Origin of the sequence: Paraburkholderia tuberum STM678 (genome assembly GCF_902833905.1) — a bacterium.
Lineage (GTDB): Bacteria > Pseudomonadota > Gammaproteobacteria > Burkholderiales > Burkholderiaceae > Paraburkholderia > Paraburkholderia tuberum.
Map to the genome: position 1 here is coordinate 1 of NZ_CADFGP010000087.1, position 21,684 is coordinate 21,684.

General features: G+C 62.9%; 14 protein-coding genes and 4 pseudogenes. 2 read left to right on the forward strand and 16 right to left on the reverse strand.

The features are described from left to right. The 6 genes and pseudogenes from HWY30_RS37515 to gltS all read right to left on the reverse strand — a co-directional run. Positions 1 to 297, reverse strand: a pseudogene (locus tag HWY30_RS37515) (adenine nucleotide alpha hydrolase family protein); the annotation flags it as partial. A 71-nt stretch (positions 298 to 368) separates the two neighbouring features. Further along, on the reverse strand, positions 369 to 2,171 hold the full coding sequence (locus tag HWY30_RS37520) for an acyl-CoA dehydrogenase (protein WP_090809443.1): 1,803 nt from the start codon (positions 2,169 to 2,171) through the stop codon (positions 369 to 371). A 212-nt stretch (positions 2,172 to 2,383) separates the two neighbouring features. Further along, positions 2,384 to 3,388 carry an AraC family transcriptional regulator gene (locus tag HWY30_RS37525; protein WP_090809441.1) on the reverse strand — a complete coding sequence of 335 codons (1,005 nt, stop codon included), beginning with the start codon at positions 3,386 to 3,388 and terminating at the stop codon, positions 2,384 to 2,386. Between the two features lie 122 nt (positions 3,389 to 3,510). Continuing rightward, positions 3,511 to 3,972, reverse strand: coding sequence for a hypothetical protein (locus tag HWY30_RS37530; RefSeq protein ID WP_090809439.1), 462 nt, complete (start codon positions 3,970 to 3,972; stop codon positions 3,511 to 3,513). Positions 3,973 to 4,082: 110 nt separating this feature from the next. Further along, complete coding sequence (locus HWY30_RS37535; protein WP_090809437.1) at positions 4,083 to 4,943, reverse strand: class I SAM-dependent methyltransferase; 861 nt, start codon at positions 4,941 to 4,943, stop codon at positions 4,083 to 4,085. A 42-nt stretch (positions 4,944 to 4,985) separates the two neighbouring features. Further along, positions 4,986 to 6,188 (reverse strand): sodium/glutamate symporter, encoded by a 1,203-nt coding sequence (gene gltS / locus HWY30_RS37540; RefSeq protein WP_090809435.1) that lies wholly within the window; start codon positions 6,186 to 6,188, stop codon positions 4,986 to 4,988. 342 nt (positions 6,189 to 6,530) lie between these two features. Between gltS and HWY30_RS37545 the strand changes: the two genes are divergently transcribed. After that, entirely contained in the window at positions 6,531 to 6,683 is a 153-nt protein-coding gene (locus HWY30_RS37545; protein ID WP_167368756.1) for a hypothetical protein, read from the forward strand. Between the two features lie 75 nt (positions 6,684 to 6,758). Here the strand turns inward: HWY30_RS37545 and HWY30_RS37550 are convergent, their stop codons facing one another. From HWY30_RS37550 to HWY30_RS37560, 3 genes and pseudogenes are all read right to left on the reverse strand, one after another. Next, positions 6,759 to 9,290: a glucose/quinate/shikimate family membrane-bound PQQ-dependent dehydrogenase gene (locus tag HWY30_RS37550; RefSeq protein ID WP_090809433.1), complete on the reverse strand. Its 2,532-nt coding sequence runs from the start codon at positions 9,288 to 9,290 to the stop codon at positions 6,759 to 6,761. Positions 9,291 to 9,556: 266 nt separating this feature from the next. Further along, positions 9,557 to 9,909, reverse strand: a pseudogene (locus tag HWY30_RS37555) (thiolase family protein); the annotation flags it as partial. Positions 9,910 to 10,118: 209 nt separating this feature from the next. Further along, positions 10,119 to 11,066, reverse strand: coding sequence for a GlxA family transcriptional regulator (locus tag HWY30_RS37560; RefSeq protein WP_090809432.1), 948 nt, complete (start codon positions 11,064 to 11,066; stop codon positions 10,119 to 10,121). Between the two features lie 208 nt (positions 11,067 to 11,274). On the opposite strand from HWY30_RS37560, the gene HWY30_RS37565 reads away from it, so the two are divergent. Continuing rightward, on the forward strand, positions 11,275 to 12,537 hold the full coding sequence (locus tag HWY30_RS37565; protein WP_090809430.1) for an epoxide hydrolase family protein: 1,263 nt from the start codon (positions 11,275 to 11,277) through the stop codon (positions 12,535 to 12,537). A gap of 172 nt (positions 12,538 to 12,709) precedes the next feature. Here the strand turns inward: HWY30_RS37565 and HWY30_RS37570 are convergent. The 7 genes and pseudogenes from HWY30_RS37570 to HWY30_RS37605 all read right to left on the reverse strand — a co-directional run. After that, positions 12,710 to 12,955: pseudogene (locus HWY30_RS37570) on the reverse strand (transposase); the annotation flags it as partial. A gap of 168 nt (positions 12,956 to 13,123) precedes the next feature. Next, a complete protein-coding gene (locus tag HWY30_RS42200) occupies positions 13,124 to 15,037 on the reverse strand; it encodes a hybrid sensor histidine kinase/response regulator (protein WP_090809428.1) in 1,914 nt (637 codons plus the stop codon). Further along, positions 15,037 to 15,492 (reverse strand): response regulator, encoded by a 456-nt coding sequence (locus HWY30_RS37580; protein ID WP_090809426.1) that lies wholly within the window; start codon positions 15,490 to 15,492, stop codon positions 15,037 to 15,039. Before HWY30_RS37580 ends, HWY30_RS42200 begins: the two co-directional genes overlap by 1 nt. Then, complete coding sequence (locus HWY30_RS37585) at positions 15,480 to 16,667, reverse strand: PAS domain-containing sensor histidine kinase (protein WP_167368755.1); 1,188 nt, start codon at positions 16,665 to 16,667, stop codon at positions 15,480 to 15,482. Before HWY30_RS37585 ends, HWY30_RS37580 begins: the two co-directional genes overlap by 13 nt. A 1,107-nt stretch (positions 16,668 to 17,774) precedes the next feature. Continuing rightward, a pseudogene (locus HWY30_RS37595) lies at positions 17,775 to 18,413 on the reverse strand (molybdopterin-dependent oxidoreductase); the annotation flags it as partial. A 314-nt stretch (positions 18,414 to 18,727) separates the two neighbouring features. Continuing rightward, on the reverse strand, positions 18,728 to 20,191 hold the full coding sequence (locus tag HWY30_RS37600; protein WP_090809422.1) for an efflux transporter outer membrane subunit: 1,464 nt from the start codon (positions 20,189 to 20,191) through the stop codon (positions 18,728 to 18,730). Positions 20,192 to 20,193: 2 nt separating this feature from the next. Further along, positions 20,194 to 21,684, reverse strand: a 1,491-nt coding sequence (locus HWY30_RS37605; RefSeq protein WP_176079015.1) for an efflux RND transporter permease subunit, incomplete at its 5' end; no start/stop codon positions are given.

Sequence of the window (21,684 nt, forward strand, 5' to 3'; positions counted from 1 at the left end):
ATGGCCTGTTTGCCGAGGATCACCAGTTGCGGCTGCTCCTTGTCGACGAGCGCCTTGAGCAGCTTCGCGACGGCGAGCGGCTGCAGGTCTTCACCAGATTCGATCAGGATCGCGCGATCCGCGCCGATGGCGAGCGCGGTGCGCAGCGTTTCCTGCGCCTGCGCAACACCGGCCGACACGGCGATCACTTCGGTCGCGACGCCCGCTTCCTTCAGACGCACCGCTTCTTCAACCGCGATTCACGCGGACCTTCACGTTGTAGTCGACCACTCGCTTGACTGCTACAAGAACTCTCACGACACTCTCCTTCCCACACCGATAGGGCCGAGCCCTACCGCTTTGAATGACACATTACGTCCGTTGATCGATCAGAACTGGTCTTCGCGCAGCGCCAGCGCGCCTTCGCCATCGCGAGCACCGCGAACCGCCGCTTCGAGCGCGATTGCACGAGGCAGCACCTGCGTCGCGTAGCTATGCGCGGTCGCGATCTTCGCGTCATGGAAGGACGGATCTTCGTCGCGCTTGTCGGCCGCCAGCACGAGCGACCGTGCGACTTGCCAACCCGCGAGCACGATACCCGCGAGCATCAGATAGGACACACTGCCGGCGAACACCGCATTCGGGTCGCTTTTGACGTTCTCGACCACGTAGCGCACCGCGCTGTACAACGCCTCGCGGCCGGCGGACAGATGACGATGCATCGCCTGAAAAGCCGCGCTCGAACCATACGAGGGGTGCGCCTGCACCGCGGCCAGGGTCGCGTCGATCTGCGCGAGCAGCATCCCGGCCACCTCGCCGTTGTCGCGCATGGTCTTGCGGCCGACGAGGTCGTTGGCCTGGATCGCCGTCGTGCCTTCGTAGATCGGCAGAATGCGCGCATCGCGGTAGTACTGCGCGGCGCCGGTTTCCTCGATGAAGCCCATGCCGCCGTGCACCTGCACGCCGAGACTTGTCACCTCCAGCGACATCTCCGTGCTCCAGCCCTTCACGATCGGCACCAGGTATTCGTAGATCGCCTGATGATTCGCGCGCGTCGCGCCGTCCGGATGACGATGCGCGAGATCGCAATGCGACGCCGACACATAGGCCAGAGCGCGTGCGCCTTCGGTCAGCGCGCGCATCGTCGAGAGCATGCGCCGCACGTCGGGATGCTGGATGATGGCGACCGACTGCTTCGCGGAGCCATCCACGGGACGGCTCTGCACGCGCTCCTTCGCATACGCGACGGCCTGCTGGTACGCGCGATCCGAGATCGCCACGCCCTGTACCCCCACGGCGAAGCGCGCGGCGTTCATCATGATGAACATGTACTCCAGACCGCGGTTCTCCTCGCCGACGAGCTGCCCGATCGCGCCGCCGTGATCGCCGAACTGCAGCACCGCGGTCGGGCTCGCCTTGATGCCGAGCTTGTGTTCGATCGATACGCAGTGAACGTCGTTGCGCTCGCCGAGCGAGCCGTCTTCGTTGACGAGGAACTTCGGCACGACGAACAGCGAAATGCCTCTCACGCCTTCAGGCGCGCCCGGCGTGCGTGCGAGCACCAGATGCACGATGTTTTCCGTCATGTCGTGCTCGCCCCAGGTGATGAAAATCTTCGTGCCGAAGATCCGGTACGAGCCGTCGCCCTGCGGCTCGGCGCGGGTGCGCACGAGCGAGAGGTCGGAGCCGGCTTGCGGCTCGGTCAGATTCATCGTGCCGGTCCAAACACCTGCGATCATCTTCGGCACGTAGCGCTGCTTCAGCTCCTCGCTACCCGCCGTCAGCAGCGCTTCGATCGCGCCGTCGGTCAGGAGCGGGCACAGCCCCAGCGACAGGTTGGCGGCGTTGAGCATTTCGATGCAGGGCGTCGACAGCAGCTTGGGCAGATCCTGACCGCCGTATTCAGACGGATGTTGCAAACCCTGCCAGCCGCCTTCGCTGAACTGGCGAAACGCGTCCTTGAAACCGGCCGTGGCGGTCACCACGCCGTCCTTCCAGGTGCTCGGGCTGCGGTCGCCGTCGACGTTCAGCGGCGCGAGCACGCCTTCGTGCAGCCGCGCGGCCTCTTCGAGCACCGCACGCGCGGTGTCGGCGGTTGCGTCCTCGCAGCCGGGCAAGCCCGCCAGTTGGTCGATTCCGGCCAGTTCGGTGAGTGCAAACAACATTTCTTTGAGAGGCGCGACGTAGCTCATTACCATTCTTCCGATCAGATAGTCCGTAGGGAAAGTCACCCGTCTGGCACCGATGCGGCCGGGGTAACGTATGGCTGAATCGTAGCGTCGGACAGGCCCTGCCCGGTTGTCCAAACCGGACGATCTATTGACATCTCTGGCCACGTCGGAGGGAGTAAGGGCCCCGTGGGAACTGCGTCGGCGGGTGTTGCCGACGCATCGATATGACGCGATCAGCCACCACGGCGATAGGCCGCCGGGGTGCTGCCGGTCCAGTGACGGAACGCTCTGTGGAATGCGGTGGGGTCGCCGAAGCCGACATCGCCCGCAATGATGGCGATGGGCTCGCGCGTGCCCGTCAGGCGCTGGATCGCGATGTCGCGGCGCAATTCGTCCTTGAGCATCTGGAACGCCGTGCCCTCGGCGGCAAGATGACGGCACAGCGTTCTGACCGAGCAGTGCAGGCCTTCCGCCGCCTCTTCGATGGACGGGACGTCGGGCAGCCGGGACGCGAGATGTTCCCGCACGCGATGACTGAACAACTGCTCGTTGAACGAAACGAAGATCCAGTCTTCCGGCGCGCGAGCGAGAAACCTGCGCAGGTTCGCCTTGCGCTGACGCACAGGCAGGTCGAAATAGCTACTGCTGAACTGCATCGAGGTCTGATTGCAATCGAACTTCGCCGGTCCGGGAAACAGATAAAGATACTCGAGCGCGTGAGCGGGACGGGGAAAGGCGAACTGCACCTGCAACAACGCAATCCGTTGACCGATCAGCCAGGACGCGATCCCATGCGCGAGCTTCAGCATCAGCTCCTGGCCCAGCATGCCGGGTTGCGCTCCCGTGCTTCCCGGACGCAGCGCCAGGCTCGCGACGAGGTCGCCGCGGCGCGACTCGAAGCGGAAGTCGTCCAGCACGAGATGGAAGAACTGGCCGAACCGGTGCATCGCGGATTCGAGATTCGGCGCATCCAGCAGGCTCAGGCAGAGAAACTTGAGCGCGCCGCTGCGCAGCGGGCGCGAGAAAACGCCGGGCATCTCATCGTCGAGTTCGATCGCGAGCGAGCGGTAGAGCGTGGAGAACTGTTCCTCGGTGACGCGCGCTCCAGGCTGGTCCAGAAGCGCGCGCGGAATGTTCGCGCCCGACAGATGCCGGTCGACGATATCCGGCCGCGTCCCGACGCTGCCGAGGAACCCGTTGACGAGCGAGATCGGTACGGTTGCGCCAGGAGCTTGCATGAGAAGGTTCCGCGAGGCGAAGACGCATCAGCATAGCGCCTCCCGCCGCATCGTGGCGAGGGTTCGGCGAATCGCTACGCGAGTGCCGCGTTCGGGGCCCGGTGGTTCCGGTAGCTTGCCGCCTATTGCGCCGATGCGTGCGAGCGCAGATATGGCACGTAGCCGTTCTGAATCTTCAGGATCTTCTCGGCGCACGCGTCATAGTCGTCGCCCTTCGCGCTGTCGGGCCCATACATGCCGCGGCACTGCGCGAACAGCGACAGCGTCGCGCCGCCCGTGCTCTTGTTCGCGCGGGTCGCTGAGAAAGCGGCTTTGCCCGAATCGTCGGGCACGTCGGTATCGATCGCGACCGCGTCCGCGCGGATCACGCGCGTGTCGGAATGCTGCTCGATATAGCGTTTCGTCGCTGCCCACGCGGCATCGCAATTCGCCGGTGTGCAGTCGATCACCGCGTCGCGTTGCGCGGCGCGGAGGTTCGGCTCGCTATGAAGGATCTCCTGCTGGGCGCGCTGCGCCTGCTTTTCCGGGGACGAGCAGGCGGCGAGTGCGCATGCGACGAGTGCGAAGGCAGCGATCTTTTTCATGAGTAGACTTCGGAGGCCATGGTCGAGCGCGATTATAGCGGTGCGGGGAAAGCGATTGCGTATTCACGACTCACATGCTGGGTTGGTAACTTCGGTTGGCGTCATCGCCCTTAGGTGTTCGCCACCAGCAATTCCTCCGCATTGCCCGGCGGTCGCAGCCCATCCGTCCGAGCCGCGAAGTAGCGCTGAGTCAGATCGGCCGCGGACACGTGCCGCGCGTCGTCAAAGCCCGCTTCGCGCGCCATGGCGATCATCCGCTGCGGCATGAAGAAGCTGATGAACGGTGTACCGCTCGCACGCGCGCCCTTCTCTGCCATTTCGAGTCCGGGGCGCACGTCCGGGTCCGCCATCTCCAGCGGCAACAGGAACGTCATCGCGAACGTCGAGCCGCGCGCCAGCCCGGCCACTTCGCGCAGCGTCGCGGCATTCGCCTCTTTCGTCAGATACATGCTGACGCCGGTCGACACGACGACGGCCGGCCTGCTTTCGTCGAAGCCTTCGGCGACGAGACGCTGCCGCCAGCTATCGCCCGCTTCGAAGTCGACCGGCACGAAACGCAGCCAGTCCGGCAGGCCGAAACCAAGCTCGCCGAGCCGCTGACGCTTCCACGTTTGCGGTCCCGGCGGGTCGACCTCGAACACGGTGAGCCGCGACGCAATGTCGGGCCGGCGTTGCGCGAAGCTGTCGAGACCGGCGCCCAGAATCACGTATTGATCCACCCCGCGCCCGGTCTGCTCGACGACCAGATCCTCGATAAAGCGTGCGCGCGCGACGATCGACGCGCGAAACGGCCGCGTGAACCGCGGATCCATATCGCCACGGCTGCGCCAGTCTTCGGCGGGTGCCAGCAACTGCAAGCCGACTTCGTCTTCGAGCACGTGCGGCGGCGCGTCGGCCTGCACGTGCAGCGCACGCCATAACGCGACGCGCGCGGCGGTGCTGTCGGGTGCGATGTGTCGTGGATCGCTCATGGTATTTGCCCGCTTGGGTTGATGTGCCAATGCCGCCGCTGCTCAATGGAACAACGGCAGCGCGAGAAACAGTTTGATGACGATCGCGTTGACGATGTCCATGAAAAACGCGCCCGTCAAGGGCACAATCAGGAACGCGAGATGAGAATGGCCGAAGCGGTTCGTGATCGCCTGCATGTTCGCGATCGCGGTCGGCGTGGCGCCAAGTCCGAGGCCGCATTGCGCCGCGCACAAGACGACCGCGTCGTAGTTGCGGCCCATCGCGGGGAACGTGATGAATACCGCGTAGAGCGCCATCAGCAGCGTCTGTGCCGCGAGGATCGAGATGATCGGCACCGCGAGCGCGGCAAGCCCCCAGAGGTCGAGCCGCATCAGCGCCATCGCGAGAAAGAGCGCGAGCGCGACGTTGCCGACAAGCGCGACCGCGTGCTGGTCGATCCGCACACGCACGAGCGCGAGCACGTTGCTCAGGATCACGCCGATGAACAGCGTGCAGACGAACGTCGGCAATTCGAACGCGGTGTCCGCGATCCAGTCGGCAAACATTTCGCCGCCCGCGAGGCAGATCGAGATCAGCGCGAGCGTCGTGATGATCGCGGCGGGCGTGGTGGCCTGCTGCGCCTTCGGTTCTTCGAAGACCAGCGTTTCGTCCTTTAGCTGTTTGACGCGCAGCAACTCGTCGGCGCTGATCCGCCGCATCAGCAGCCGTGCGATCGGACCGCCGAGCACGCCGCCCATCACGAGGCCAAACGTCGCGCAGCCGATCGCGATCTCGGTCGCCGACTCCAGTCCGTGACGCTCGGCAAAGATCTGGCTCCACGCGGCGCCAGTACCGTGGCCGCCCGACAACGTGACCGAGCCGCCGAGAATCCCAAGCAGCGGATCGACGCCGAGGGCGAACGCAAGCAGCAAGCCGACCACGTTCTGCAGGATCAGCAGCCCGCAGACCAGCGCGAGAAAGCGGATCAACACCGGGCCGCCCGCCTTCAAACTCGATAGATGCGCATTCAGACCGATCGTCGAGAAGAACGCGAGCATCAGCGGCGCCTGCATCGTCGAATCGAACCTGACCTGCACGTGGGTGGTGAGGCGCGTGATCAGCACGCAGATCGCGACGATGAGCCCGCCTGCCACCGGCGCCGGAATCGAATAGGTCCTTAGCACGCCGATCCACTGCACGAGCTTTTCGCCGAGCAGCAGCACGAGCGACGTCGCAACCAGCGTGGCATATACGCCAATAGTCATGAATGGCCTCCGAGCGGGAGCGTGACAACGTTTTCTGTTTTCCCGGCGCGACGCCGCGGCGCATCGGAATGCGGCAAGGCTTTGTCGTCATCCGGAGCGCGCGCGAACCTGCGACATCTTAGCCAATCCGTCCAGGCAAAGTATGATTTTCCTTGGGTTTTATCCGGCAAGGTCGGAGCCCATATTGGGTTTCTCAGTACACGGAGTGACCGACAGATTCTCGCACTGACGTGAATTCAAAGTAGCGGGAATAGGAGATGCGTAGCTCTGCAGGATAGCCCGACGAGCGCTGTCTAATTGCGTCGCAAGTATTGATCGGATGCCACCCAACCAGGAGATGTCATGAAACCAATCCTCTACCGCCGGCTTCTCGCGAGCGCGATCACGATCGCTATCGCCGCGATATGCGCGAGCTGCAAGCCCGCCGATAAGGCGGGTGGAACAGCCAACGCGGATTCGGCGGCGAGCAGTTCGCCGTCCGCCGCAAGTCAGTGACAAACAGATGACTGCATTGCCGTGCGTGGACGTGGCAGTCCTGTCCACGCACCTCCACCCTGCTTCACCGCTTTGCTATTGCGGCAACGCATAGGCAATCACGTAGTCGCCGAGCTTCGTACCGAATGAGCCGTGACCGCCTGCCGCAATCACCACGAACTGACGTCCGTTGACCGAATAGCTCATCGGCGTTGCCTGCCCGCCGGCGGGCAGACGCGCCTGCCAGAGCTGCCTGCCGTTGTTCACGTCGAAGCCGCGAATGTAGTTGTCGGCCGTCGCGCCGATGAACGCCACGCCGCCCGCCGTGATGATCGGGCCGCCGAGCATCGGCATCCCCATCTTGAACGGCAACGGAAGCGGTGAGCTGTCCCGCACCGTTCCGATCCGCTTCTTCCATACGATCTGGTAGGTCTTCAGATCGATCGCCGAAATGAAGCCCCAGGCAGGTTGCTTGCAAGGAAGACCGACCGGCGACATGAACGCATTCAGTGTCACGCCGAACGGAACGCCGTATTGCGGCTGAATTCCGGTCTCCGTCCCCGAACCTTTCGCGCCCGGTATCGGCTGAATCGGATTGCCCGGGCCACGCGGAATCAGCCGCGAAACGAACGGCAGCGCAATCGGATTGGCGACCGCAATCTGGCGATCTGTGTCGACCGCCATGCCGCCCCACTCGAACATGCCGAGATTGCCCGGAAAGACCAGCGTTCCTTGCTCTGATGGAGGTGTGAAGGTGCCTTCATAGCGCAGCTTGTGGAACATGATCCGGCATACCAGCTGGTCGTACATCGTGGCGCCCCACATGTCGGCATCGGTGAGATCCTTCGATGGCCGGAAGGTCAGTCCGGAGAACGGCTGGGTAGGCGAAACATGGTCGCCGGGCGCCGCACCCTGCGGCACCGGACGCTCCGGAGCCGGCACCACCGGCACGCCCGTGCGCCGGTCGAGGACGAACAGGTTGCCGGTTTTGGCCGGCGCATACACGACAGGCACGGTATTGCCCTTGACGTCGGTAATGTCCGCGAGCGTGGGCTGCGATGGCAGGTCCATGTCCCACAGGTCGTGGTGGACCGTCTGATAGAACCACGCGAGCTTGCCCGTCGACGCGTGCAGCGCGAGCAGGCCGCTCGCGAAACGCTCCTGCTCCGCCGTCCGGTTGCCGCCCCAGATGTCCGGCGTGGTCACGCCCATCGGCAGATAGACGATGTCCAGCTTGGGATCGTATGCAGCGGGCGCCCACGAGTTCGGGGACGTGAGCGTGTAGTGACCGCCGGCGGGAGGATTCTGATTCGGGTCCTTCGCGCCCGAGTCGAACGCCCACAGCAGTTCGCCGGAACGCACGTCGAAGCCGCGGATCACGCCCGACGGCTCGCGCGTCGAATAGTTGTCCTCGACCGCGCCCGCGACGACGATCACGTCGTTCGTGATGACCGGCGGTGAGGTCGGCTCATACATGCCGGGGGTCGTCACCGGCTGGTTGTGCTGGAGATCGAGATCGCCGCCGTTGGCAAAGGTTTTGCACAGCGCCCCTGTCTCCGCGTCGAGCGCATACAGGTGGCCATCGTTGACGGGCAGATAGATGCGGCGCATGCAGGCCCCCGCGGTCGCGGCAGTCGCAGCGGGCGCAGACGCTGGTTGCTGCTGAGCGGGCGCCGCGGCCGACGCTGCCTGCTCATCCGGCGCAGCGGCCGATGCTGCCTGCTGCTCCGGCGCCGCGGTCGATGCTGCCTGCTGATCCGGCGCAGCGGCCGATGCGCCCGAGGGCTGATCAGACGTCGGCGCGGGACCGGCCGCGGAAAGATCGACGTAAGCCACACCACGGCAGGTCACGTGCTGGAACGACGGATCGGCCTTCAGTTGCGGATCGAATTTCCATTTCAACTTGCCGGTCCGCGCATCCAACGCCCATAGGATCTGATGCGGCGAGCATAGAAACAAGGTCTCGCCGATCTTGATCGGCGTGACTTCGTCCGTAATCTCGACGGGGTCGTTGGGGCCTTTGCTATCCCCGGTCCGGAAGATCCACGCGACCTGTAAGTCCTTGACGTTTGCAGGCGTGATTTGAGTCAGCGGGGAATAGCGGGTACCGGCCTGGGTGCGCGCGTAGGCCGGCCAGTCGGCGGCGCTATCACCGGTCTCTGCGGGGGCCGCCGATGCCGCACTGAAGCTGCCGTTGACCGTTTGCGGGTCGTTGAAGTTCGCGTAGACGAGCACGCCCGCCCAGACAGCCAATGCAACGACGAGCGAACCCATGCCGAGCCCGCGTGCGCCCTCCATCCGCCAGCTCACGAGCAACAGTAGCCACACGCCGAAAATGACCAGCACCCCGGAGCGCGGAGCCAATGCCCAGAAGTCCGTGCCGGACTCCCACAGTGCCCAGACCGCCGTCGCAATCATCACGAGCGCATAGAGAACGAGCGCAGCGGGCTTGCGCCGGTAAAGCAACCACGTCACTACTGCGAGCAGCAGGCCCGTGATCAGGTAGTACCACGACCCGCCTACGGCAATCAGCCATGCTCCGCCGATCACGAGGTAAAGCGAAGTGAGCGCGAGAAACACAAGTGTGATTGCACCGATGACGACTGACCAACCGGGCTGTCTCGACATGATGATCTTCCACCCTAATCAAGAACGACGTGCGCGCGCAGACCGCAAAAGATGGGCCTGGTCTGTCCTGTTGTTCGATGCAGGCGCCTGACTTCTCGCGGGTTATCGCGCGTGCAGCGATGAGATCGAACCTGCCGCGGACATGCAACCGATACCTCGCTATCTGACCTGTTGGCCCAGGTGGTCGAGAGCGTAGCGTCGGCAATGCTCAAGATATGCCGCTTCGTTGGCGACGGTCAATTGAATCATGCTGCACCACAGCGATGATCGGTGAGCTTCCAGCCCGCTCGCTCCAACGCGATATGCACGGCCGGCACGGGACCGAGACCGAACATGCCGGGCTCGACGGCGGCGATGCCGAAAGCCGCAAGACGCGCACTCGCTTCGATGCCCCTGGCGTCGGCATAACCGCGCTCGGCCACGACCATTGCCGCCGCACCGCTGTTCAGGCCAGGCGCATTGCCCGCGTGATCGTGCCATCGGGACGGAACGCGGGACGCAGCTTTGCCAGCGTTTCCACGGTCGTTTCCGGACGCGGCTGCTCGTCGCGCGTGAACTGGATGCTGCCCTTGCGCCCTTCTATTTCGACGGCGACGAGTTCGGCATCGAATGCGCCGCGTTGCGCCAGGCGATCGCCATGGCCCTGAGGCGCGAGAAGATCGCCGTTTCGACCGCGCATCCGTTCGCCGCGTCGGCGCGCCTACCGCACGCGATCCGGCTCGCGCTCGGCTCGGTCAGCTTGACGACGCTCAAGCAGTCGCTGCAAACGGTCGCGCGGGTCATTGCCGACCAGACCTACCGATCGAAGACTGCGCTGGGCCGCCCCGATCATCCCGGCGCGGCCCAGCGCGCATTGCGACGTATCGCCTGTGGCGGTTGTCCAAACGCTCGAGTGAACGCATCGCGCATGCGGCGCGGGTCGGAAAATCCGGTCTGCTGGGCGATCTGTTCGACCGTATGGCGGCTCCTTTCCAGCATGAGTCGCGCGGCTTCGAGACGCAGTCTCTCGACGGCCTTGGCGGGCGATTGCCCCGTCTCCGCCCGGAACGCGCGGCTGAACTGACGTGGGCTGAGCCGCGCCACTTCGGCCAGTTGTTCCACCAGCAGCGGTTGCGCGAGATTCTTCCGCGCGTACGTCAGCGCGGACTGAATGCGATCCGATTTCGCATCGAGTTCCAGCAACGCCGAATGCTGGGACTGACCACCGGCGCGTCGATGAGAAACGACGAGCGTTTGCGCGACCGATCTCGCAACGTCCACCCCCAGATCGGCCTCGACCAGCGCCAACGCGAGATCGATTCCCGCCGTCATGCCCGCCGACGTCCAGATCGAACCGTCGACCGCGTAAATCCGGTCTTCCTCCACACGGATGCGCGGAAAATGCTTCCGCAGCGCGGACGCATAGACCCAGTGCGTGGTGGCGCGCTTGCCGTCCAGAAGGCCCGCTTCGGCCAGCACGAAGGCGCCCGTGCAAATAGCGGCGACGCGCCGGGCCGTCGCCGCGCTGTGACGTGCGTAGGCGAGCAGCCCATGGGACGGCCGCGCCGCGCCCGGATCGCCGCCCGTGAAAAGGACCGTGTCGAACGTTCGCTCTTCGAAGGGTTCGGTCATCACCGTGGGACCACCGATCGGTCTGACCGGCGCGCCATGTTCCGACAGCGTGAGTACTTCGTAGAACGATTCACCGAATTTCTGATTGGCAAACGAAAACACCGGCTGCGCGGCGAGCGACATGGCATGGAACCCATCGAACACGACGAACGCGACTGACGGCACGGCGATTCCTTTGAGTGGTGTCCTGAAACCGTAGTTTCTACGTCCTTTGCGATCTCGGCGGCCGCCCATATAAATGCGCTATGGATGCCCGGATTTGATTGAACGCGAATGAGCGGACCTCGACGATCCTTCCGCACCAGCGGTCGACCGACTCTTTCAGTTCCCATTCTAGTCACCGTTTCTTTATCGCAGGTCAGGAGAACTCCTCATGAAAGTCCTCAAATCTCTACTCGTCACCGCGCTGATGGCGGCGCCCGCCATCGCGAACTTGCCGGCGGCCGCGACGTCTGCCGCGTCGACGGACGACACGGCGATCCGACCGTTCACGGCGCACTTTTCCGACGCGCAGCTAGCCGACCTGAAGCAACGCATCGCGCAGACGCGCTGGCCGCAACCGGAGACGGTGTCGGATCGGTCGCAAGGCGCGCAGCTCGCGAAGCTGCAGGCGCTCGTGCAGTATTGGGGCACCGACTACGACTGGCGCAACGCTGAAGCGAAGCTCAACGCGCTGCCGCAGTACGTGACCACGATCGACGGCGTCGATATTCACTTCATCTGGGTACGCTCGAAAAATCCCGGTGCGTTGCCGCTCATCATGACGCATGGCTGGCCCGGCTCGGTCTTCGAAGAGCTCAAGGTGATCGGACCGTTGACTGACCCGGTAGCGTACGGAGGACGGGCGGAGGATTCGTTCGATCTGGTTCTGCCATCGATGCCCGGATATGGGTTTTCGGGCAAGCCGGCAACGGCCGACTGGACGCCTGATCACATCGCGCGAGCGTGGGAAGAACTGATGCGGCGGTTGGGCTATCAGCACTACGTCGCGCAGGGCGGAGACTGGGGCTCGGTGATCGCCGACAAGATGGCCGCGCAAAAGCCGCCGGGCTTGCTCGGCATTCACGTCAACATGCCAGCGACTGTCCCGCCCGAAATCGCAAAACGGCTGAAGGCAGGCGATCCGCCGCCGCGCGGACTTTCCGACAAGGAGAAAATCGCCTACCAGTCGCTGAACAATCTGTACACGCGCGGCGGCGGCTATGCTGCGATGATGGTCACACGTCCGCAGACGATCGGCTATGCGCTCGCGGACTCTCCGGTCGGGCAGGCTGCGTGGATGTACGACAAATTCGCGGACTGGACCTACAGCGGCGGCGATCCTGAACGGTCATTGAGCAAAGACGAGATGCTCGACGACATCACGTTGTACTGGCTGACCAATACCTCTACGTCGGCGGCGAAGCTGTACTGGACCAACAACGCGAACAACTTCAATAGCGTGAACATCTCGATCCCAGCCGCCGTGACGGTGTTTCCCGGCGAGATCTATCAGGCGCCCCGCAGTTGGACCGAGCGCAGCTATCACCACCTCATCTACTTCAACGAAGTGAACAAGGGCGGCCACTTCGCGGCATGGGAACAACCGCAACTTTTCTCGGAAGAAATTCGCGCTGCCTTCAGGTCGCTGCGCTGATCGCTATCTCGCACGGCGTAACGTTCGAAGGAGATTCGCAATGTCGGATGAAATCAACAGGCGTCGTCGACGCCTTCTCGGGAGCGCGACATCCACAGCGTCGCCGAGGCTTCGCTGCGGATCGCATCGGCGGGCTATCGGGTGATCGTTCCACACTTGCGCGGTTATGGCACTCACAGGCGAAGTCGGCCAGATTGAACCAGTACTGCACGAAGTGGATCCGCAGCATGCGCTCAAGACCAACAGACGGGCGGCCATTGCCGCGCTTCGGATAATGCGGCTCGATCACCGCGCACAGTTGCGCCCATGGCACGATCGCGTTCATCGTGTCGAGAAACTCGTCGCGCCGCGTGCGTTTGCGGTGCGTCTCGAAACCCGTTCCTTGATCGGCTGCCATCGCCAGCGTCTGCTGCTTCATCCTGTTTCGCCTTCCTCGTTCGATCCGATCTCTGACGCCTGACGTACCGGTTCGGTGGACTTAATTAGCGTTGCCCTGGACGGGTCTGGCTTGGGTAGTCCCACATAGCATCTCTGCCTTGGCCAACGGACGGACAGCAGCGCGAGGAAGTGCTCGTGCTGCTCGCAGTTACGATGAAGCGTCTGGATGGGCGGGCACCGTGAATTGAAAGATCGCGCCGCGCGGCACGTTCGCGCTTGCCCACAATCGGCCGCCGTGTGCCTCGACGATCGAACGGCAGATCGGCAGCCCCATCCCCAAACCGGTCGGCTTGGTGGTGTAGAAAGGAGCGAAAAGGCGCTCGGCACTGTCCGCGGCAAAGCCAGGCCCCGAATCGAGCACCGTCACGAGTACACAGCCCGAGTCGGCTCTTGCCGTGCTGATGAGCAATTCCCGCACGCCATCGCTGACACCGCTCATAACCTCCATCGCGTTGATGAGCAAGTTAAGGAGGACTTGTTGCAACTGGACCCGATCTCCTTCAATTAGCGGTAATCGGTCCGCGAGATGCGTCTGCACCAAGGCGCCGTGCTTCCACGCTTCGCCACGGGTGAGCTCAATCACCTCGCGGATTGCCTTGTTGATGTCCACCGGTTCCTTCCGTGGCGGCGTCTTCCTGATCAGTTCATGGATGCGGCCGATTACGTCCCCCGCTCGGTTACCGTCGTTGACGATCCGGCCGAGCGCCTGCCGGACCTTCTCGACTTCAGGAGGCTGGCCGGCGAGCCATCGCAGCGCCGCCTGGGCGTTGGTGACCGTCGCGGCGATCGGCTGGTTGACTTCATGAGCGATCGAGGCCGTGAGTTGGCCCATGGTCGCGACACGGTTCGCGTGCGCCAGCTCCCTTTGCACCTCCCGGTAACGCAGCTCGCTCTCGTGGGCTTCGGTTTCGGCACGCTTGCGCTCGGTCAGATCCACGACGAATGCCACACCTTCCGTCCCGCTTGCGTCAAACGTGGCCAAACCGACCATAACGGGCACACGGCTACCGTCTCTCCTGATGTACTCCTTCTCGTAAGGCTGGGCGCGCCCCGTCTGCCCGGCCTCCACCAGGGCCCGTTCGCTGCGCGGGAGCCATTCCTGCGGCGTCAGATCCCTCCAGCCTACGCGACCTGAGCCTATATCTTCACGCTCGTATCCCACGATGCGCAGAAATGCGTCATTGGCCTCGAGAATTTCACCATCGAAATTCCAGACAATGATCCCGATGATGTTGGCATCCACGAGGCGCCGGATCTTCGACTCGCGTTCGAGCAGTGTTTGTTCGGTGCGTTTGCGCTCGGTGATATCCATTACCGCGCCCACGAAACGGAAGCGATCCGGATCACAGCCGTTCACGCCATGCGCCACAGCTCGAACATACTTGATAGAAGCATCAGCCATCAGCAGACGATGCTCGATCGTAAATGCCTTCCTTTCGCTTGCGGCGCGGTCAATGATTTGCTGCACACGGACACGATCGTCCGGATGCGTCCGGTCGATGATGGCCTGCACGGTGGGCTTGATGGCAGCGTCGAGCTCGAATATTCGATAAGTCTCATCTGACCAATAGATCTCGCCGCTCAACAGGTACCAGCCAAAACTCCCTGTATGGCTCAGTCGTTGGGCTTCCGCCAGATACATCTCGCTCCGGTGTAGCGCCTGCTCGACGTTCTTGCGTTCGGCTCGCTCACTTGCTTCGCGCAGCGCGCGCCGCACTGCGGGCACGAGCCTCGACAGCCGCGTCTTCAGAACGAAATCGGTAGCGCCACTCTTTAGCGCCTCTACCGCCAGTTCTTCGCCAAGCGTGCCGGAAACCAGGATAAAGGGCACCTCGGGACGTTCGCGCAGAGTGACCTCCAATGCCGAGAGGCCGTCGAACGCCGGAAGTTTGTAATCCGCGAGAATCAGGTCGATTCCAACGGTTTTCAACGCAGCCTCGAAGTCCGCACGCGATTGCACGCGAACGATTTCGCAGCAGAGATGATCGGCTTGAAGGAACTCTTGAATGAGTTCGGCGTCATTCGCGTTATCTTCCAGCAACACAATGCGAAGCCCCGACATTATTGCCCCTTCCTCATGCTGCCTGGCGGCGGCTCATTGATCAGTGCCCAGAATACGCCTAGCTCCTTGATGGCATTTATAAATTCATGAAAGTCGATCGGCTTTACTACGTACGCGTTTACCCCGAGTTTATAGCTTCGCATCATATCTTTCTCTTCGTGCGACGATGTGAGCACCACCACGGGAATGAGCTTCAAACGTTCGTCCGACTTCACTGTGTCCAGGACTTCCAAGCCATCGACCTTGGGGAGTTTCAGATCCAGTAACATGACTGAAGGGTTCTCGTCGTAGCGATCGACAAATTCCTCCCTGCAATAGAGGTAATCCAAGGCTTGCTGTCCGTCTCTGGCAACCACTACCTCGTTTGCCAAGTTACAGTCTGACAGCGCGGCCAGAGTGAGTTCGACGTCTCTCGGGTCATCCTCGACGAGCAGAATGCGTCCTAGTTGGTCCATGGTGTCCTCGCAGTCTTTGCCGTTGCACCGTGTGCCTTAGGCACTGAAAAATAGAAAGTAGCGCCCTGATCCACCCCGCCCTCTGCACGGACCTTGCCTCCGTGGCGGACGATGATGCGTTGAACGATAGCTAGTCCGATGCCAGTACCTTCAAACTGCTCCGGGAGATGCAGACGTTGAAAAACGCCGAACAGTTTATGCGCATACCGCATGTCAAAGCCTGCACCATTATCTTTCACAAACACCTCCACCACGTCTTTATTTGGGTCCACGCAACCAATCTCGATTTCGGCCCGCGTTCGCATGCGTGTGAATTTGACCGCATTGGCGACGAGGTTGGCGATAACCAGTCGGAGCATGGGACGATCCCCGTAGCAGACCGGAAGAGGGTTGATTGTCCATACAATGTCTCGCCCGCTCGTTTCTTGCCCGATCTCCGCAACGACCTCCTTGACGAGCTGATCGAGGCTCACCGGCGTCTTTGTGGTCTCCACCTGTCCGACCCTGGAAAAGGCCAGCAAATCGTCGATCAGGTTACTCATTCTTTTTGCCGCGTCGACAATCGTTTGTATGTAGCGACGACTTTTATCATCGAGCGAAGAGGCCGCCTGTTTTTGTAGTAGCTCGGAGTATCCGATCACATGGCGAAGTGGCGCGCGTAGATCGTGCGAGACGGAATAGGCGAAGGATTGCAGTTCCTTGTTACTCGTTTCAAGCTGCTCAGCCCGCGCGGTGACTTCCTGATTGAGCCTGTGAATCTCGCTTTCTTTATGCTGACTCTGTTGCAATTCGGCCTGAAGGCGATCGCTGGTGTGACGAAGCTCAGTTTCGATTCGCCGTCGCGCAGCGACGAAACCGGCAAAGATCAAGCCCCATGCCGTGAAAACTAAAAAACGCGGAAAATCTTTGGTTTGAAGACCGATGGTGTACAGCGGCGCAGAAAGAAAATAATCGTAGGATGCCACCGATAGCACGACTGCCAGCACGGAAGGTCCTGCCCCTCCGTACCAGCAAGCAACCCCGATGGCGAAGTTAAAAGGGGACCCGTAGATGTCGTGGATCCCGAAAAACCGGAACACGAGCGCCAGCCCAAGTGCAGCCCCAACGCAGACGACGGATAAGCCGTAGCGCAGAATCGGTGAGCGACTTTGCAAGTCCAGGTGCAAGTGCGCCAAGCTTCGCCTCATTGCCAAAGGTGCGGATCCCCTGAACTAAAAATTATAGTCGTCCCAGTTCCGATCGTTGAGCAGGCGGGGACGCCCCAACGCGGATGCGTTGGCGAGCCGGCTCATGCTTGTGCCCGTTGTCCGCCTCGATCATCGCGATGGTGCGGGTGTGGTCCACCAACGATTCGTCTGCCAAATAGACCGCCCGAAGTCTTCCGTTGAACCGATCAGCACCGCTTGACAAACATGGATAAGCAAATCGGCGAATGGCAACTCAGGGGTTCAGTAGCTGCCGCAAGATGGGGTGCCGGGTTCAATGGGTCGGAAGTACCCATTCGGCTCTCTGGAGAAGCGGTCATTGGCAGGCTCCAGCCTGACTTCGGCGCCGAAGAAGCGTGGCAGACAGGAAGCCTTGCACCGTGAAGGTACGGACGCCGCGCGTCAAGACGGGCTGCAGACCACCGCGGTCAGCAACAACGGAATCACCATGCGCACGGTAGCGTTGCTGCCAGCATCGCGCACGCGCGATTCGACCGCGTCGCTGGGAGCGGACAGCACAGCGCCGTACAGCGGGCCCGCGAACGCATTGCCGCGGCCCTTCTTGAACGTCCCGTCGTCCTGCTCGTACCCAAGCACGGCGTAGACACGAAAGCCGAAGACCGTTATGTCGCTGCCTTGCGTTGGCCGAAACGCGTTGACCGAATTCGCCTCAACGTGCATCGGATTCGGGTTGATGTACTGGTTGTTGATGAGCTGCCCGATAAACGCGTGTGGACTCGCCCTGCAGTCGAATTGCCCATCAAGCGCGTACGCGTGCGCCGCGACTGGGCAGAAGCCTGCGCCTGACACCAGCAGTATGACGAGTACTTTTAGAAGACGGATTGCCATGGTGAACTTGCCAGAACCGCGGGGTCGACCGGCAAAACACGAGCCAGCCTGTAGTCTCGTAGATTTTCGCCGTCCGCGTGTGCGTGTTATGAGCGAACGATGCAGTTGGGATAGGAGTCGGCTGCAGCGGCTCGGCTCCGACCATGCCTGGCGAATGGCCGTTGTTCGCATGCGTACGCCGCCGTGATTGGCCTCGCACGAGCGTCTGAGGTTATGTGCCATCCCTGACATGCAGCGCGCCGATTGCGCTCCGGTGGCGCCGCGGCCCGCGCCGCCGAATCCCGCGCCGGTCATTCCGACCGCGAGATGGACCTTCTTTTTTCCCCATCGGCGCGCAAGCGCACGGACGTCCTTGGCGGGCACGCCGGTTTCGCCCTCCTGCCACTCGGGCGTCTTGGGAACGCCGTCGGTTTCGCCCAGAAGATAGGCCCTCCACTCGTCGAACCCGGTCGTGCGGGTGGCGATGTAATCCTCGTCGTACAAGCCCTCCATGACCCATACGTACATGATGGCGGTGGCGAGAGCAGCATCGGTTTGCGGTCGGACCGGAATCCAGCGCCCGCCCAGCAACTGCGCGGTAGGGTTGCAGTGTGGGTCGATATGAACGAACTCTATGCCGAGGTCCTTGGCCCACAGGCGCCGCGGCGTGCCCTCGAATCCCGCGTAGGCCCCGTTGGTACTTTCGGGATCGCAGGACCAGAACACGATCATGTCGGCTTCCTTCAGGCAATCCTCGACGCCACCATTGCCGGATGGCACGCCGACGCGCATCGAGTTAACGAAATGCTGCATGGCGCCCCAGTACCAGCCTTCCCAGCTATCCGGATTGGCCGCGACCCGGGTGAAGCCGATCAACCGCGCAAGGGTCACAGCGCAGATCCAGTCAAGCGGCAGCCCGGTGCCATGCATCCCTTTCAGGCTCGCACCGCAGCGCGAACAACTGGCAACCTGCCCTTTCAGACGCGAAGGTTTGCGAAATAGCAGATCGCATTCCTGGCAGGCAATCAGTTTCTGACGCTCCATACGGACCGACCAGGATGAATTTTCTGGTGTCATTCGACGCGGCTGAAATGCCGGCTCATTTATGTTGTGGGTGCCTAACTAGCGCCTGGCACCACAGCTACTCTCGATGGATGGCGACCCGGTCAAGGGCCGCTCATCCCGAACTCATCGAGGGACGATCATTCTCTTGACGCGGCTACCGGCTGCCCGGCCGGCAGTTCGCCCATCGACTGGAACAGCGCCGCAGTATCGCTCATACGCTGGCTTGCTGCGCGAATCGAGCTGAGCTGTGCACTTAGAAACCGCTGCTCACTGGCATACTGTGCCGTAGAAGGCAGGGAGCCCATGCGATGGCGCGACGCCGTATCATCGAATGCCGCCCTCGCGGCCTCCGCCGCCGCTTCCGTCGACGCGAGTGTCTGTGCGTCGTTTTCCAGTGCGGCAAGCGAATCCGCGACATTCTGGAACGCCGACAGAACGGTGGACTTGTAGTTCAGCACGGCCGCATCGTAAGCGTCGATCGACGCCTTGCGGTGCGCGAGCAGCGCGCCGCCATGGAAAATCGGTTGCGTCAGGCTCGCACCAATGGCCCAGAGTCCGCCCGCGCCTGAGAGCACCGCGGGCCAGCTAAAGCCGCCGCGGCCCATCGAGGCCGTCAGCGACAGGCTCGGAAAGAGCTGCGCGGTCGCAGCGCCGACATCGGCGGCTGCGGCCTTCAGGGCGGCGTCGGCTGCCTGTACGTCGGGGCGCGAACGCAGCAGGACCGACGGCACCTCGACAGGCACGTGTTCGGGCAACACCAGGCTGTCGAGATCGGGAACGGCCGGGGCGTTGTCCGGCGTGCGGCCCATCAGCACCGCGAGCGCATGGAGGGCTGTGGCGCGCTGCTGGCGTAATGCAGGAAGACTCGCCGCAGCCGTAGCCGCATCCTGCGTCGATGCGAGCGCCTGCGCACGGGAAACTGACCCGAGTGCGTACCGCTGCTGGTCCTCGTCCGCGGCCGTCCTGGCCACGGCGACGAGCCGTTCGGTGAGCGCGATCTGGCGATCGAGTGCCGCCACGCTGATCGTCGTACCGACGATGTTTGCCGCCAGCGCGCGCCGCGCCGCCTCCAGTTGATACGCCTGCACGTCTACGCGAGCGGCGCTGGCCGCGTTCGCCGAACGCGTCGCACCGAACAGGTCAAAGGTGTAGGACGCGAGAACCTGTCCGGCAAAAAAGTTATAGCGAACCTCGCTGGGGCCAATGCCGGGCACAAGCGGTGTACGCCCGCGATCGACTTGTGCGGCAGCATCGATTGAAGGCAGCGTCGATGCGCCGACCTGGGCGCGCAGTTCCTGCTGCGCGGCTGCGAGCGTCCGCTGCGCAGCCCCGAGCGTGGGGCTGTTGCGCAAGCCTTCCTCGACCAGTGCACTCAGCGCGTCCGACCGGTAAAGCTGCCACCATTGCGGAACGCCCACTGCGCCGATATCGAACTGCTGCGCCACGCCGCCCGCTGCGACGGTCTTCGCCGGCTGTGCCTCGGCACCGTAGTGCGCAGGCGAAGGCATCGCCGGGGGCGCGCCGCTGGGACCGAACGAGCAGGCCGTCAATGCGAGTGCCGCTGTCACGGCAAGAACGGATGTTCTATACACGAGGCTCATGCTCAAATCTCCGTATGCTCGTCCACGACCGGTTGCGTTCCGCGCTCGTCGTGCCGGACCCTGAAGCACGCCGCGTACAGCGCGGGCAGGAAGAACACGGTCAGTACTGTGGCGATCGTGATACCGCCCATCAGTGCGGTCGCCATCGGACCGAAGAAGCCCGAGCGCAGCAGCGGAATCAGCGCGAGGACGGCGGCGGCCGCCGTCAGCATGATCGGCCTGAAACGCCTTATGGTTGCGCCGATAATCGCGTCGAAGCGCGGCTGCCCTGCCGCGATATCCTGATCGATCTGGTCGACCAGAATCACGGAGTTGCGCATGATGATGCCGAACATCGCAATCACGCCCAGCAGCGCGACGAAGCCGAAAGGCTTGCCGAACAGCAGCAGCGCGGCCACGACGCCAATCAGGCCGAGCGGCGCCGTCAGCACGACGATGAAGGTCCGCGCGAAGTTCTTGAGCTGGATCATCAGCAACAGCAGCACGGCGATGATCATCAACGGCATTTCGGCATTGATCGACGTCTGGCCCTTCACGCTTTCTTCGACCGCGCCGCCCACCTGAATGCGATAGCCGACCGGCAGCCTGGCGGTTTCCGCCGCGAGCGCACGTTCGATGTCGTGGGTCACGTCCATCCCCTGCGCGTCGCCGCGCACGTCCGCCTGCACCGTGATGGTCGGCTGACGGTCGCGTTGCCAGATGACGCCGTACTCTTGCGTATCGCGCACGTGTCCGAGCGAACCGAGCGGCACCGGGCCGTGGGGCGTCGGAATCGCGAGGCTCATAAGCTGCGCCGGATTGACACGTTCGCTCTTTGGCGCACGCAGATCGACGTTGATCAGCTTGTCGCGCTCGCGGTACTGCGTCACCGTGTAGCCCGATAGCGTCATCGCGAGGAAGTTCGACACGTCCTCCGAGGTGACACCAAGCTGGCGCGCGCGGTTCTGATCGATCTCGAACGAGATCGAGCGCTCCGCCGGCTCGTCCCAGTTGAACTGGACGTTGCGCGTGCGGGGATCGGCGCGGACCTTGTCCGACACTTCTTGAGCAAGCGATCGCACGGTCGCGATATCGTCGCCGCTCACGCGGAACTGGATCGGGAACCCGACAGGCGGACCATTCTCGAGCCGGGAGACACGCGTGCGCATGCCGGAGAAGTCCTTCTCGAGCATGCCGTCGAGCCAACGCATCAGTTCCTCGCGCTTCTCAACGCTTTTAGCCGCAATCACGAACTGCGCGAAATTCGGCTGTTGAAGCTGCTGGTCGAGCGTCAGGTAAAAACGCGGCGCGCCGGTGCCGACGAAGTCGACGAAGTGGTCGATCCCGGCTTTGCCGTCGAGCACCTTTTCAAGGCGCTTCGCTTCACGCAGCGTCGCTTCGAACGAGGCGCCTTCCGGCAACCGCAGATCGACCAGCAGTTCCGGCCGTTCCGAGTTCGGGAAGAACTGCTGCGGCACGCGCGTGAAGGCCAGCATGGAAATCGCGAAAAGCAC